Source organism: Plantibacter sp. CFBP 8798, assembly GCF_014841195.1.
In the GTDB taxonomy this organism is placed as follows: Bacteria; Actinomycetota; Actinomycetes; order Actinomycetales; family Microbacteriaceae; genus Plantibacter; species Plantibacter auratus.
This window is the reverse complement of record NZ_JACYTS010000001.1, coordinates 934,534-948,355: the sequence shown is the minus strand read 5'-3', so window position 1 is coordinate 948,355 and position 13,822 is coordinate 934,534. Positions and strand designations below refer to the sequence as shown.

General features: G+C 71.4%; 12 protein-coding genes. 2 read left to right on the top strand and 10 right to left on the bottom strand.

Annotated elements, in window-relative coordinates; translation table 11 throughout:
• The first annotated feature begins 50 nt into the window (after positions 1 to 50).
• Positions 51 to 2,309, top strand: coding sequence for a beta-glucosidase family protein (locus IFU30_RS04540; RefSeq protein ID WP_192004456.1), 2,259 nt, complete (start codon positions 51 to 53; stop codon positions 2,307 to 2,309).
• 10 nt (positions 2,310 to 2,319) lie between these two features.
• On the opposite strand, the gene IFU30_RS04535 is transcribed toward IFU30_RS04540, so the two are convergent.
• The 6 genes from IFU30_RS04535 to IFU30_RS04510 all read right to left on the bottom strand — a co-directional run bounded on the left by IFU30_RS04535 (position 2,320) and on the right by IFU30_RS04510 (position 8,746).
• Positions 2,320 to 3,783: an MGDG synthase family glycosyltransferase gene (locus IFU30_RS04535; RefSeq protein WP_192004455.1), complete on the bottom strand. Its 1,464-nt coding sequence runs from the start codon at positions 3,781 to 3,783 to the stop codon at positions 2,320 to 2,322.
• Positions 3,784 to 3,792: 9 nt separating this feature from the next.
• Positions 3,793 to 4,998, bottom strand: a complete 1,206-nt coding sequence (locus IFU30_RS04530) for a glycosyltransferase (RefSeq protein ID WP_137242401.1) — start codon at positions 4,996 to 4,998, stop codon at positions 3,793 to 3,795.
• Between the two features lie 52 nt (positions 4,999 to 5,050).
• Positions 5,051 to 5,620 (bottom strand): DUF2017 family protein, encoded by a 570-nt coding sequence (locus IFU30_RS04525; protein WP_192004454.1) that lies wholly within the window; start codon positions 5,618 to 5,620, stop codon positions 5,051 to 5,053.
• Positions 5,617 to 5,901: an ATP-dependent Clp protease adapter ClpS gene (clpS, locus tag IFU30_RS04520; protein ID WP_056009029.1), complete on the bottom strand. Its 285-nt coding sequence runs from the start codon at positions 5,899 to 5,901 to the stop codon at positions 5,617 to 5,619. The genes IFU30_RS04525 and clpS overlap by 4 nt, the downstream gene beginning before the upstream one ends.
• Positions 5,902 to 5,953: 52 nt before the next feature.
• The gene (locus IFU30_RS04515) at positions 5,954 to 7,723 is read right to left on the bottom strand and encodes a PAS domain-containing sensor histidine kinase (protein ID WP_192004453.1); all 1,770 of its coding nucleotides are present in this window, start codon (positions 7,721 to 7,723) and stop codon (positions 5,954 to 5,956) included.
• 105 nt (positions 7,724 to 7,828) lie between these two features.
• Positions 7,829 to 8,746, bottom strand: coding sequence for a DUF817 domain-containing protein (locus IFU30_RS04510; protein ID WP_192004452.1), 918 nt, complete (start codon positions 8,744 to 8,746; stop codon positions 7,829 to 7,831).
• Positions 8,747 to 8,837: 91 nt separating this feature from the next.
• Between IFU30_RS04510 and IFU30_RS04505 the strand changes: the two genes are divergently transcribed.
• Complete coding sequence (locus IFU30_RS04505) at positions 8,838 to 10,310, top strand: hypothetical protein (RefSeq protein WP_192004451.1); 1,473 nt, start codon at positions 8,838 to 8,840, stop codon at positions 10,308 to 10,310.
• A 90-nt stretch (positions 10,311 to 10,400) separates the two neighbouring features.
• Here IFU30_RS04505 and IFU30_RS04500 read toward each other — a convergent pair whose 3' ends face one another.
• The 4 genes from IFU30_RS04500 to IFU30_RS04485 all read right to left on the bottom strand — a co-directional run bounded on the left by IFU30_RS04500 (position 10,401) and on the right by IFU30_RS04485 (position 13,820).
• Entirely contained in the window at positions 10,401 to 11,600 is a 1,200-nt protein-coding gene (locus tag IFU30_RS04500) for a class I SAM-dependent methyltransferase (RefSeq protein ID WP_192004450.1), read from the bottom strand.
• A 39-nt stretch (positions 11,601 to 11,639) separates the two neighbouring features.
• A complete protein-coding gene (locus IFU30_RS04495; RefSeq protein ID WP_192004449.1) occupies positions 11,640 to 12,281 on the bottom strand; it encodes a hypothetical protein in 642 nt (213 codons plus the stop codon).
• Positions 12,282 to 12,371: 90 nt separating this feature from the next.
• On the bottom strand, positions 12,372 to 12,788 hold the full coding sequence (locus IFU30_RS04490; protein ID WP_064297156.1) for a heat shock protein transcriptional repressor HspR: 417 nt from the start codon (positions 12,786 to 12,788) through the stop codon (positions 12,372 to 12,374).
• Positions 12,789 to 12,818: 30 nt separating this feature from the next.
• A complete protein-coding gene (locus IFU30_RS04485) occupies positions 12,819 to 13,820 on the bottom strand; it encodes a DnaJ C-terminal domain-containing protein (RefSeq protein ID WP_079704948.1) in 1,002 nt (333 codons plus the stop codon).
• Between the last annotated feature and the right edge of the window lie 2 nt (positions 13,821 to 13,822).

Genomic DNA, 13,822 nt, shown 5'->3' with positions numbered 1-13,822 from the left:
GGTCGGGCGTCGGGGCTCAGCACGCCGGTCGAGGGTGCAGAATGCAGAGCATGGGAATCGTCACCGGGCGCCGCAACGCGCGTCCGCCGAAGCAGCGCCGCGCAGGCGGACCACCCGAGGGCGACGCCTACGACGAGGTCGTGCGGGAGATCCGCGCCGGACGCCTCGACGCCGACGCAGGCGCCGAACGACTGATCGAGCGGCTGACCGACGCGGAGCTCCTCGGCCTGCTCGACGGCGACTCCCCGCGCCGACTCCTCCCGCTGATCCCCGTGCTGCTCCACCGGCGTCCGTTCGTGGCCGGAGCCGTCCCCCGGCTCGGGATCCCGGGGGTCCGGTTCAGTGACGGCGCCCGCGGTGTCGTCATCGGCGAGTCCACCGCGTTCCCCGTGACGATGGCGCGGGCGGCCACCTGGGACCCGGTGCTCGAGGAGCAGGTGGGTGAGGCGATCGGTGCGGAGACTCGGATCCGCGGGGCGAACTATTCGGCGTCCGTCTGCGTCAACCTGCTCCGCCATCCCGCGTGGGGCCGCGCACAGGAGTGCTACGGCGAGGATCCGGTGCTGACGGGCCGGATGGGGTCGGCCATGACCCGCGGCGTCCGCGTCCACACGATGGCGTGCGTGAAGCACTTCGCGCTCAACTCCATGGAGGACGAGCGGTTCGAGGTCGACGTCTCGGTGGACGACCACGCACTGCACGAGGTCTACCTGCCGCACTTCAAGGCCGTGATCGACGCCGGCGCGGACTCGGTCATGAGCGCGTACAACCGGGTGCGGGGCGAGTACATGGACGTCAACCGTCCGCTGCTCACCGAGGTGCTGCGGGAGGAGTGGGGCTTCACGGGCTTCGTGACGAGCGACTGGGTCTTCGGGACCCATGACGCGGTCGGCAGCCTGGAAGCCGGGATGGACGTGGAGATGCCGCTCCGCCTGCGACGGGCACACGAGTTGCCCGCCGCCCTGCGGGCAGGCACCCTCCACCACGCCACCGTTCTGCGCTCGGCCCGGCGCATCCTGCGGACGACCCTCCTGCACGCCGCGACCCGCACCGAACCGCAACCCTCGGCGGACGTCGTCGCCGGCTCGGCCCACCGCGCGCTCGCCCGACACGTCGCCGAGGAGTCGATCGTGCTCCTCGCCAACCGCCCGGTCGACGACGGCGTACCACTCCTCCCCCTGTCGGCGACGACCCGTCGGATCGCGGTGGTCGGCCGTCTCGCGGACCGGGCGAACCTCGGCGACCACGGCTCGTCGCGCGTCCGTCCGCCGACCACCGTCTCGCCGCTGCAAGGGCTCCGTGAGGCACTCCCCGACGCGCAGATCACGACCACCCCGGCCGGGAACGTGCGGGCCGCGGTCGCTGCGGCGGCGGCAGCCGACACGGCCGTCGTCGTCGTCGGCTTCGACCAGCACGACGAGGGCGAGTCGGTCGTCACCGGCGGCGTCGACGTCGGCGTCCTCGGGGCGGCCCTGGACTCGGGTCGACTCCGCAGCGCGATCACGGGCGTTGCACACCTGGCGTCGCGGTTCGTTCGTGGCGGCGATCGCACCTCGCTCCGGCTCCGGCCGTCGGATGAACGCCTCATCCTGGCCGTCGCCGCAGCCAACCCGCGAACGGTCGTCGTGCTCATCGGCGGGAGCGCGATCCTGACCGAGGCCTGGCGCGACCGCGTCCCGGCGCTCGTCCTCGCCTGGTACGGCGGGATGGAGGGCGGTCGAGCGCTCGCCGACGTCCTGACCGGTGTGGTCGAGCCCGGCGGGCGACTGCCGTTCGTGATCCCGACCGATCCCGCACACCTGCCGCCCTTCGACCGCGAGGCGAAGGCCGTCGTGTACGACGACCGCTGGGGACAGCGGCGGTTGGACGAGGAGGGTCACACGCCGGCTTTCCCGTTCGGCTTCGGCCTCGGGTACACGACGATCGACCACCGCCTGCTCGGGCACCGGTTCGACGACACCGGTGGGACCGCCGAGGTCTTTGTGACGAACACCGGTCACCGCGAGGGGTCGACCGTCGTCCAGCTCTACGCCGCCGACACCGCACTCGAGCGACCGGTCGCCCAGCTCCTCGGGTTCCGGAAGGTGACCCTGCAGGCGGGCGAGGAACGCGTCGTCCGGGTCGTCCTCGATCCGACACCGACGCTCGAACGCGACCCGGTCACCCGCCACTGGTCACCCCGCACCGGCGACTGGGCACTGCAGGCCGCCCAGCACAGCCCGTCGACCTGGGCGGACGCGACCCCGCTGCGGAACGGTGACAGCGACCTCCACGACGACCCCGCCCGACTGCCGGACACAGCCGGCTGACCCGACCCGATCAGCTCGGGCCGGCCGACTCGAGGTCGGCGAGACCCTCGACCCGCACGGCGAGCTCCTCATCCCGTCCGAGGACGGCGCGGAGGAGGCGCTGCGAGTCACGCCGGACGGAGAGCACCGCGTCGTCGCGTCGCAGCAGGAGGGTGCCGTCCGGCCCGGTGTAGCGCTGCTGCAGGTCGTCCAGCTCACCGGCCCGGAGCAGCGCCACCGTGCTGGACGCCGCCGGGTCGACGAGACGCACGAGGGCCGACTCGCCCTCGAGCTCGCTCGCGACCACCCGCCGGGCGCTCGCGTCGAAGATCGTCTTCTGCGCCGCCCGGGTCACGACGAACGGTCGTGCCGGACCGTCGAGCAGCCGGTCGACGACGTCGCGGGCCGCGTCGGGGCGACCGACCCGTCGGGCCGCGGCCTGCATCCGCGCCAGACGACCCGGCTCGCCGAGGATCCCGTCGATCTTCCACCCGATCGTCGTCGCGGTGTTGCACCGGACGGCGGCACCCTGCTCCATGAGGTAGTCGCCGTTGCGGACCTCCTGCCCGGGGATGGGGTTCACGAGGACCATCGGCAGACCGGCGGCCATGCACTCCGACGCCGACAGTCCTCCGGGCTTGCCGATGAACAGGTCGGCTCGGCGCAGGAGCCGCGGCATCTCGTCGGTGAAGCCGAGCACGGTGTAGCGGTCGTCGCCGGGCGCGATGAGGTCCTCGACGCTCCGCCGCAGTGCCTCGTTCCGCCCGCACACGATCGTCGCGGTGAACGGCGACCGCAGGTGTAGCGTCTGTCGGACGACCGCGAGCGCGTAGTCACCGCCGGACGCACCGGCCGAGATGAGCAACATGGGCGGTGCTGCCGGGTCGCGCTCGGCCGGGGTGCTCGGCTGGGCGGCGATGGGGATCCCCGAAGCCACGACGCGGTCGGGCGGGAGACCGAGGGCCGTCAGCTGGACCCGCCCCTCCTCCCGGGCGAGGAAGAGCGCATGGAAGGCGCTCGTCAACCACAGCCCCTGGAAGTCGTAGTCCGTGGTGACGATCGCGGTCCTGGCGTCGACGGCGCCGCGGAGGATGAGGGAGGCCAGCAACTGGGCCGGGAGGAAGTGGGTGCAGATGATCGCCGTGGGTCTGAAGCGTTTGATCGCGCTGACCACCGGCATCGCGTTCGCCCGCGTCCAGGGGTCGAGCGGGCCGCGACGACGGAACGGTGCGTCGCTGAGGTCGTAACCCCACTCCACGAGCCAGGGCGTCTCCTCGACGAGCACGAAGTACCCCTTGCCGAGGACGTCGCGGTACAGGGAGGTGCTCGCCTGCAGGACGTCCAGCACCTCGACCTCGGTGACGTCGGGACGCCCGGCACACGCCTGTGCCACGGCGGCGGCGGCGCTGTTGTGTCCGGACCCGACCCCGGCCGACAGGATCAGGACGCGTTCGCCGCCATCCGGTCCGGGGTGCTGCTTCGATGTCCTGCGCATGAGCCGATGCTAGCGCGCGGCCTCCGGCGCCAGGGCTGCCTCGTACAGGCTGATGAGGCGGGTGGTCTGCGTCGACTGGCGCAGGGTGCGGGCGAGGCCCGGTGCGACGACCGGTGCGGTTCCCGCCTCGATGTCGGCGACGGCGCGGCGGATCGCTTCGGCGAGCGCCTCGACCCCACCGTCCGTCGGCTGCCACATCGAGTCGGCCGGGAGCTCCGCCGCAATGTTCGGGTCGCTGATGATCGACGGTGTGCCGAGTGCGGCCGCCTCGAACACGGTCATGCCCTGCGTCTCGAACCCGATCGACGTCTGCACGAGGGCGTCGGCGTCGGCGATCGCGCGCAGCGAGTCGGGGTACGAGACACGACCGGCGAAGACGACGTGGTCGGCGAGGTCGTGTTGTGCGACGAACGCCTGGGCCTTCGCGAGCAGGAGTCCGGCCCCGTACAGGCGGAACACCGCGTCGACGTCCGCGAGCCGGACCGCCTCTAGGAACTCCATGAGCCGCTTCTCCTGGCTGAAGCGGCCGATCCACACGAACGACGGCAGCCGGTGCGGCACGTGGAGCGTGGTCGCGCGTTCGTCGAGGATCTCGTCGAGCACCGCGTCGTCGACGCCCGTCGACAGGACCTCGGCGTGGGCGGTCACGCCCTGCTCACGGAGGACGCGCGCGAAGTGGTGCGACGGCGCGATGACGACGGCCGCACGCTTGGCGAACTCCTGCAGGTAGGACCAGACGCCGGTCGGCAAGGTCGAGAGCCGCGGCCGGAGGACCCGGCGCTGCCACCACGACAGGGCTCCGACGACGAGGCCCGGCGCCGGCATGGTCTGCTCGATGCCGACGTCCATGCGGTTGTGCATCGTGTGGAGGGCCGGGATCCCGTGCCGTTCGGCGTAGCGGTAGGCCGTGAGCGCCTGCCAGAAGTCGGCCTGCACGTGGACGACGTCGACCGGGGGTAGCTCGGCCAGGCGTGCGTCGAGCCAGCGGTCGGTGAGGCGGCCTGGCACGGTCATCGAGTACTCGCGGTCGAGCGTGATGGGGATCGAAGGGGTGTCGAGATAGTGCGGGTCGTCGTCGTGCTCCTGGTGCATCCGCGGCGAGCACACCGTGACGGTGTGTCCCGCGGCCTCCAGGAAGCGCCGCTGCAGCCGGATCGAGACTTGGGCCCCGCCGGACGACTCGGGGTGCTGGTCGCTGAAGACGAGGATGTGCATGGTCACCAAGGCTACCCGTGGCACCCGGGTCGCAGGTGTCCGGCGCCGCGACTCAGGCTTCGTCGAGGACGGCGACGATCGACTCCTGCAGGTACCCGAGCCAGGCGTAGATCGCCATCATGAGCTGGGGATCCTGCTCGTCGTCCGAGCTCGTCGGAGACGGGTCGAACGGCTCCGCGTCGTCCTCCTCGATGCCGAGTCGAGCCGCGATGGTGAGCCGGGTGTCGTTGAGGAACCGCAGCCAGGTCCAGGCCGTCTCGCCCTCGAGGGTCACGGCTGCACCGTCCTCGTGCCCGGCTGGGACGTCCGTCGGCTGAGCCGCGTCGGACGCGTCGGCGGTGAGCGCCGCCAGGACGGTCCGCGCCGCAGTCACCTTGCCGCCGACGAGGTCGTCGGCGGTGAAGCGTCGGAACTCCGCGGCGGCCTCGGGGTCGTCGCGGTACCCCTCCGGCACCAGTCGCGCCATGGCGGGGTCGAGCTCCACGGCGGTCGCCAGCCCGGCGCGCGTCGCGTCCTCGAGCATGTCGACGAGCTGGCTCGCCAACTGTTCGAGGATCGAGGTCTCCTGCTCGTCGAGACGGAGCACGACGGGTCCGACGGGCGGACGGACGAAGGCGCTCATGCGTCGGCCTTCGCGAGCGAGGCCCAGAGCCCGTACCCGTGCATGGCCTCGACGTGGCGCTCCATCTCCTCGCGGTTGCCGGTCGCGACGACCGCACGGCCCTCGTGGTGCACGGCGAGCATGAGTCGCTCCGCCTCCTCGTGGGTGTAGCCGAAGTAGCTGCGGAACACGAGCGAGACGTAGGACATGAGGTTCACCGGGTCGTTCCACACGATGGTGACCCACGGCTGCATGGTGAGGGTCGCCTCGTCGACGATCGGCTGGTCGAGGATCTGCGCCATCCTCCAAGCCTCCCACGATGCGTGCCGCAGCGCCTCCCTGCCGGGGTCCGACTCAGGAAGCGGACGGTGCGCCGGCCCGCGGCTGGCGGAGCGGCAGGGTCACGGTGAAGGTGGAGCCGCGGCCCGGGCGGCTGGACACGGTGATCCAGCCATGGTGCGCCTCGGTGATGGACTTCACGATCGACAGCCCGAGGCCGACGCCGGGCCGCGCGTCGTCGCGGACCTCCCTGGCCCGGAAGAAGCGGTCGAAGAGCTGCCGCTGGGCGTCCGGTGAGATGCCGATGCCGGTGTCCGCGACGTTCACGGTGCAGGTCTCACCGTCCACTGCGACGGTCACGACGACCCGCCCACCTCGGGGGGTGTACTTCACCGCGTTCGACAGCAGGTTGTCGAGGACCTGGCGGAGCCGGCCACCGTCGCCCTCCAGTTCAACGTGCGGCGGGACCTCGGCTCGGACGACGACACCGGCCTCCGACGCCTGCGGCAGGATCGCTCCCACGCTCTGCCGGGCGATGTCGGCGACGTCGGTGAGGGCGATCCGCACCCGCATCTCGGCGTCGCCCGCCGCGAGCAGGTCGCCGATGATCGCGTACAACTGCTCCGCGTTGCGCTGGATCGTCGAGACCTCGCGCTCGAGCCCGAGCTGCCGCAGGTCATGTCCCTCGGTGAGGAGGTCGAGGTAGCCGATGATCGACGTCAACGGGGTGCGGAGTTCGTGGGACACGTCGATGAGGAACGCTTCCCGCAGCGCCACCGCGTTCGCGAGGTCGGTCACGTCGTGACCGACGGTGATGGTGCCGACGAACGTGCCGTCGTCGGTGTGCACCTGTCGCGCGTTCCCGATGATGGCGCGCTGGTCGCCCGGCTCCCCCACCCAGTACAGATCGCCGCGGAAGCTCTCTCCGCGCAGCGCCCGGTTGATGACCTGCTCGTCGGGCCGCAGCCGGGTCTTCCGGTCCGGTCCGTAGACGTGGACGCCGGCGCGGGTCGTGGGGTCGAACCCCGCCAGTCGGGCCTGCTCGTACGTGGCCTCATTCCGGAGCGCCACCGTGCCGTCGGGCCGGAAGAAGGCGACGGCGGCGTCGACGGATTCCGAGACCGTCGTCGCGACGGCCGCCGCTTCCGTCGCCGCGGCGAGCGCGATGCGCGCACGTCCCTCGTGGGCGCGGAGCTGGCGCGCGGCCAGGTGCACGGTGACGGTCATGATGAGGACCAGGGCCGGCAGGATGCAGATCGCACCCCACCCGCCAGGCGTCGTCGGCCACGCTCCGGCGCGCGCGACCGGCACCAGGGAGACGAAGATCGCTCCGAACACCGGCACGGGCAGTGCCGAGACCCCGAACCCACCCGCGAGCCAGAGCACCGGGATCACGATGAGGAGACCCGACGTCGGCAGGTTCGGCAGGGTGTCGCGGAAGAACCCGACGGCGAGGATGTCGATGGTCGGAACGAGCACGAGCAGGCCACGGAGCTTGCCTGACGGCGGCACGGCGAAGAGCAGGGACGTGGCCGCAGCGGTCAGGGAGAGCCCGATGAGGAAGTCGGGCTCCAGCAGGGTCCACGTCGAGGTCAGGCCGATGTACAGCCCGAGCATCAGGATCGAGGCGATGAACGCGAACTGCGCACCGGCGAAGAGGTGATTGGTCCGCGGCAGCGGTGCGGCTGCCGCGACCGGGACGGAGATGCCGACGGCCGGGGATGCGGGCCGTGGGGCGGCGGCAGGTCGAGCCGGGGCGGGCCGAGCCTGGCCCGGCTGCGTGGAGGCTGGCCGAGCGCCGCCACGATCACGGAAGCGTGGGTCCTGGGGCTGACGCTGGGCCATGGCTGCTCTCCGGAAGGGGACGAGCGATCACCGGGATCGGGTCGCTCACTCCCGAACCCTACCCGGTGAGCGCACCGCCTTCAGCAACTGTTGACAGTAGGCGACTCAGGTCGGGAGTCGATCGGGCCGCTTGGGCGGGTACACCCAGGTGACCATCACCACCGAGATCATCATGAGGAGGAACCACGACACCAGCTTGGTGAGCGGGACCAGCTGCCAGCCGTCCTCCTGATTCGGGTACAGCCAAGCGCCCGTGATCGTCCCGATGTTCTCGGCGATCCAGATGAAGCAGGCCACGAGCAGGAACGCCACCAGCACGGGCATGCGGTGCGTCCGACGGAACACGCGGAAGTGCATCATCGTCCGGGCGAACACGACGAGGACGGCTGCGAGCAGCACCCATCGCAGATCCACGATGAAGTGCTGGCTGAAGAAGTTCACGTAGATGCCGGCTGCGATGATCGTCGTGAGCCACACCCGTGGATAGCGGTCGAACCGGAGGTCGAAGAGCCGGTACACGCGCACCATGTACGACCCGACGGCCGCGTACATGAAGCCGGTGTACAAGGGCACGGAGCCGAGGTGCAGGACCCCGCCGCCGTCGTACTCCCACGACCCCACCCCGGTCTTGAACAGCTCCATGCCCGTCCCGACGACGTGGAACAGGACGATCACCCAGAGCTCGCGGCCCGTCTCGAGCCTGGTGACGATCATGACCACCTGGATGGCGATGGCAGCGACGACGAGCGCGTCGTTCCGGGCGAGCCAGACATCGTCCGGGTACCAGAGGCGGGCGGCGACGATGACCGCGAGCATCGCTGCGCCGAAGATGCACGCCCACGCCTGTTTCGCCCCGAAGACGAGGAACTCGACGGCCTTCGCCCGCGCACCGCCGTCGGGGGCGTCGCGCAGGAGCCGGTTGGCCCGGTCGTCGATCCAGCGCTCGACCGCGGTCAGTTCGTGCTGGTCCACCCGACGTGCGTCGCGACCCGCTCCGTCTGCGGGGGTGGGCGGCTCGGACATCGGGCCAGCATACGGGCACACGCCGCAGCGGACCTGAGACGTCGGGACCGCCCCGACGCGGGCTGCGACGGGCAGCTCCTAGGGTGGATCCATGCCGCAGAACCGCACGCTCCGGACCGCCGCCACGGCGTTGCTCGCCATGGCAGCCGTCCTCGGCCTCTCGGGCTGTGGCGACGTGAACGCGGCTTCCGCCGCCGGGCGGGACTTCGAGCACCTCCTGGACGGCGTCCCGGAGGTGGCCGATGTCGACACGACCGGGAGCAACACCCTGCCGTGGAGCGGCACGGCATCGGCGTCGGTGCTCATGGACGACGACGTCACCGACGATCGGCTGAGCGCGATCGTGGACCGCATCGGCGGGTTCCTGAACGAGCAGGCGAAACGGAGCGGCGGAGCGACGTGGGAGGGCGTCGACCTCACCGTCCGTGGGTTCACCCTGTCCGTCCTCGACCGACGAGCCGACAACGCGACCCAGCTGGAGCTGCTCGCGTCACTCGAGGACGAGGGCGTGCCGGGCGGTGAGCTGCAGCTCGCCTCCGCTGGAACCGACGGTGCGCGTGCGTCCTCGCTCTCCCTCGTGGCGCGTCCCGGAGAGGACTTCCTCGACGCCTACGACCTGGCCAGGGCGACCGCCGACGCGACGCCCGCCTACGCCGCCGCGGTCGTCAGCGGCCGCAGCGACGACGGTGTCGACCCGGCCGGACCCGACGAGGACGACGCCGACGATGCGGCCCCCGGCTTCCCCAACTGGGACGGGGACGCGCGGTTCTCCATCTCCTCAGGCGTCGACGACGACGCGACGGTCAGCGGCGACCCCGGTACGACCCGTGCCGCCTACCTGGCCGTCGCCGGACAGTTCGAGGTCATCGGCGCCACGCTGACCCCGGCCACGATCGACCTCCGCGTCTCGAGCGTCGACGACGTGGCCGCCGCGACCGCGGTGGCGACGGGTGCGGTACCGGCGGACGTCGCAGTGGAGATCCAGGGCGGCATCGTCACCTGGGATGACGGTGCCCAGTCGGCGGACATGCTGCCGGTCGTCCAGGCGCTCGGTGCGGTGCCCGGCGTGACCGGGATCGCGGCGTCGAGTGACAGCGTCAGGCTCACCGTCGCAGGCCCGGGTGCCGGGCGCACCGCCCTCGACGTCCTCGACGCCCTGCCCGAGGCGTCAATCGTCGAGTCGCTCGGCATCGACGGCCCCGTCGTGAGCGGTTCCCCTGGAACGTTCTCCGTGCGTGGCGCTCGCGGGGACGCGACCGCGCTGTTCGGCCTGGTCGAGCGGTTGACCGCCATGGGCTCGCTGGCGTCCGCCGAGACCAGTGTCGGTCGCCTGCAGGTCGAATTCCACGCGGGCGACGACGCGACGCTCGGGGCGGCGATCGGCCTGGTCAAGGCGAGCGTCGCTCCGGGAACGTGGACCAGCATCGAGGTCGAGGGTGAGCGGGGGACCTGGTGGTTCGACGCCACGGACACCATCACCATCGACGCTTCCGAGTACGCCGACGAGTCCCCGGAGGAGACCGCGCTCCGCGAGCGCATCGAGCGCCTCTGGAACGCCGCCTGACGGTCACAACTCCTGCAACGCCCGCCCGGACTGTCGAGGACGCCGGTGTCCGAGCGGCCAGTGCCCACAGGACGGTCCAAGCAGCAGGAGTTACGGACGCGGTTCGCCGGCGGCCCGGGGGCGCGAGACCGTCACCGTGAACTTCTGGTTGCGCGCGAACTGCGTCGTCGGACCGACGAGCCGCTCGAGGGCAGCCCGGTAGCCGAGGTGCGAGTTCCACACGACGGCGAGCGTCCCGCCCGGCTGCAGGACGCGCGCGGCCTCGGCGAACAGATCGTGGGCGACGCCAGTGTGGACGGTGGTCCCGCTGTGGAACGGCGGGTTCAGGACGATGAGGTCGGCTGACGCGTCCGGCTGCATCGACAGGCCGTCGTCGCGGAGCACCGTGATGCGCTCGGCCAGCCGGCGGTCGGCGTCGTCGTTGGCGGCGATGGTCGCGGTGGTCGAGGCGACGGCCGCAGCGGACTGGTCGGTCGCGATGACCGCGAGCTCGGGCCGGGCGATGGCGAGCGACACCGCGAGGACGCCGGTGCCGCAGCCGAGGTCGATGGCCGTCCGGGCGTCGGGCGCGATCTCCGGCAGCGCCTCCAGCAGGAAGCGGGTGCCGATGTCGAGCTTCGTGCCGGCGAACGCTGCGCCGGCGGCGGCGATGGTCAGGCCGATGTCGGCATGGTGCTCGGTGCGCAGCGCGGTCGAGGCCGTGGTGTCGGCCTCGTCACGCGCTCCCTCGACGGCGGCGGTCACCGGATCGCTCGCACGGAGCACGCGGGACTTCTGCCGGGCGAGGCTCGCGGTGACGGTCGCGAAGCTCCGACCGAGGACCTCGTTCATCGCGGGCGTGAGGTGCTTCACCCGGCCACCGGCCAGGAGACGGACGTCGACGGCGCCCCAGCGGGCCACGGCGGCGGCGATCTCATGCAGGGCTTCGAGGTGCTTCGGGAGTTGGAGGAGGACGAGTGATGCGCCCGTGAACAGCTCCTCGCCGAGCGGCAGGTTGCGGAAGCCGCCGTCGACGCCGAGCCGTTCGGCGTTGGCCGCGAGGGCGCGTTCCCCGACGGCGGCGTCCTGGTGGACCCGGACGTCGGTCGCCCCCAGAAGCGCGATGGCGCCGAGGGTCAGCGCCCCGTAGGCGTCGCCGACCACGACGATCTCGCCGGGCGTCGGCACCCGCCCGGCCAGGGCCTCGGCCGCTTCGTCGAGCAGGAGCCGGTCGGTCGCGTCGACGGCGAAGAGGTTGGGTGCCTCGTGATCGGGGAACCGGCGCAGCGCGTCGAAGGGGAACTCGGGCATCCCCTCAGCGTAACCGGCCACGCGATACGAGGAACGGCGTCACCGACGGCGCGCGCGCCGAGCCGGCTTCTCCGCCTTCACTGCTCGGAGGACTGCCGGGAAGACGAGGACGCCGAGCCCGGCGGAGACGAGGAGGTTGACGACCGTGGCGATGGCGACGCCCTGGCCGAAGGCGCGGACGGTCTCGAGGCCGCTGGCGTCTTCGGCTCGGACGGACGCGATCGCACCGAACACGATCACGAGGCTGATGACCGCGAAGATGAGCTGCAGCGGGACGGTGGCCCACATGCCCCAGTGCGTGACGGCTCCTGCGCGACGCACGCCGTGACGCCGCAGGATCCGCAGGCTGAGCGCGATGCCACCGAGGAAGGCGAGGACCCCGAGCGCGACGTACCCCCACACCCAGGCGCCGAACGGCGGTGTCAGGAAGAGCAGGATGAACCCGAACACCCGAGAGAAGCCGTCGACCCATTCGGCCTCGCCCGCACCGAGCAGGACGCCGACGAGGATGGGGGCGCCGATCATGACGAGCGTCAGTAGTGGAAGCACGCCCGCGATGACGCCGAAGTACATGAGCGGGTAGGCGGTCAGTCCGGTCAGGCGGGCGCCGCGCCGCCTCCGGGCCGTCGCGGGTGCGGTCTGCGCCGGGTCCGGCTTCGTCACCACGGGCTGCGCGCTCATGCCCCAACCCTACGCGGCGCGCAGACATACGACAGCGCACCCGTGGTCGTCATCCACGGGGGATGACGACCACGGGTGCGCTGTCGTCGGCTACTCGGAGAGCGACGGCCGCCAGACGACGACCTCGGTCCGGCGGCGGGTGCGGGTGCCGCTCCGCATCGGGACGACGCTCCCCTCCATGCCGGCGGCGAACACCCGGTTGCCCGGGGTTCGCAGCAGGGCGTTGGCGAGCGCGTGCTCGAGCTCCCGCACCCGACCCTGGAGCGAGCTGACCTCGTTCTCCAGGGTCAGGATGCGGGAGATGCCCTCGAGGCTGACGCCCTCGGCACTGAGCCTGGACACCTCACGGAGTTGGGCGATGTCGCGCATCGAGTACCTGCGCGACTTCCCGGCGGTCCGCGTCGGCGACACGAGCCCGAGCCGGTCGTACTGCCGAAGCGTCTGCGGGTGCATGCCGGCGAGCTCGGCAGCCATCGCGATCGCGAAGACCGGCGAATGCTCGTCCATGCTCCCTGCCCTTCCGTGTGCTGCTGGCTACTAGCCCCGAGCCCTGGCGATGAGCTCGTCGCGGGGGTTGTCCTTCGGCTCCAGCTCGTGGAACCGTTCGAGTGCTTCCTTGGCCTCGCCGCCGAGATGCGCCGGGACGACGATCTGCACGACGGCCAAAAGGTCGCCGGTGCCCTTCGTCGTCGCGACACCACGGCCCTTGACGCGGAGGACGCGGCCGCTCGGCGTACCGGGGGCGACGCGCAGCTTGACGGGGTCGCCGCCGAGCGTCGGAACCTCGATCGTCGCGCCGAGCGCGGCCTCCACGAAGGTGACCGGCACGGTGACGCGAAGGTTCAGGCCGTCGCGTTCGAACACGGGATGCTTGCGGACACTCACGGTGACCACGATATCGCCGGGTTCGCCGCCGTCCGGACTCGGCTGCCCCTTGCCGCGCAGGCGGATCTTCTGTCCATCCGACACACCCGCCGGGATCTTCACCTTGATGGTGCGTCCCTCGGAGGTCTGCAGGGAGATGGTGTCGCCCTGCGTGGCCGTGATGAAGTCGATCGTCGTGTGCGCGGTGATGTCGCGGCCCGGCGTGGGTCCGCCGTAGCCGCGGAAGCCACCGGAGGTCTGGCCGAAGCCACCCTGGCCGAACATGCCGCCGAGGATGTCCTCGTATCCGGGAGGAGCCTGCTGGTAGCTGTAGCTCTGGCGACCGCCACCACCACCGCCCCCACCGAACATCGTCCCGAAGACGTCCTCGAAGCCGCCCTGGCCGCCGCCGGCACCCGGAGCGGTGAAGCGTGCTCCACCGCCCATGGCGCGAACGGCGTCGTACTCCTTGCGCTGCTCGGGGTCGCCGAGGACCGAGTGGGCCTCGCTGATCTCCTTGAACTTCGCCTCGGCCTTCGCATCACCCGGGTTGGAGTCCGGGTGGTACTGCCGGGCGAGCTTCCGGTAGACCTTCTTCAGTTCCGCCGGCGTCACGTCCTTCTTGACGCCGAGGACCTTGTAGAAGTCCTTGTCGAACCAGTCCTGACTCGCCATGG

Excerpts from the sequence above, each read along its gene's own strand:
- IFU30_RS04540 (WP_192004456.1), top strand. The coding sequence starts at position 51 with ATGGGAATCGTCACCGGGCGCCGCAACGCGCGTCCGCCGAAGCAGCGC.
- IFU30_RS04535 (WP_192004455.1), bottom strand. The coding sequence starts at position 3,783 with ATGCGCAGGACATCGAAGCAGCACCCCGGACCGGATGGCGGCGAACGC.
- IFU30_RS04530 (WP_137242401.1), bottom strand. The coding sequence starts at position 4,998 with ATGCACATCCTCGTCTTCAGCGACCAGCACCCCGAGTCGTCCGGCGGG.
- IFU30_RS04525 (WP_192004454.1), bottom strand. The coding sequence starts at position 5,620 with ATGAGCGCCTTCGTCCGTCCGCCCGTCGGACCCGTCGTGCTCCGTCTC.
- clpS (WP_056009029.1), bottom strand. The coding sequence starts at position 5,901 with ATGGCGCAGATCCTCGACCAGCCGATCGTCGACGAGGCGACCCTCACC.
- IFU30_RS04515 (WP_192004453.1), bottom strand. The coding sequence starts at position 7,723 with ATGGCCCAGCGTCAGCCCCAGGACCCACGCTTCCGTGATCGTGGCGGC.
- IFU30_RS04510 (WP_192004452.1), bottom strand. The coding sequence starts at position 8,746 with ATGTCCGAGCCGCCCACCCCCGCAGACGGAGCGGGTCGCGACGCACGT.
- IFU30_RS04505 (WP_192004451.1), top strand. The coding sequence starts at position 8,838 with ATGCCGCAGAACCGCACGCTCCGGACCGCCGCCACGGCGTTGCTCGCC.
- IFU30_RS04500 (WP_192004450.1), bottom strand. The coding sequence starts at position 11,600 with ATGCCCGAGTTCCCCTTCGACGCGCTGCGCCGGTTCCCCGATCACGAG.
- IFU30_RS04495 (WP_192004449.1), bottom strand. The coding sequence starts at position 12,281 with ATGAGCGCGCAGCCCGTGGTGACGAAGCCGGACCCGGCGCAGACCGCA.
- IFU30_RS04490 (WP_064297156.1), bottom strand. The coding sequence starts at position 12,788 with ATGGACGAGCATTCGCCGGTCTTCGCGATCGCGATGGCTGCCGAGCTC.
- IFU30_RS04485 (WP_079704948.1), bottom strand. The coding sequence starts at position 13,820 with ATGGCGAGTCAGGACTGGTTCGACAAGGACTTCTACAAGGTCCTCGGC.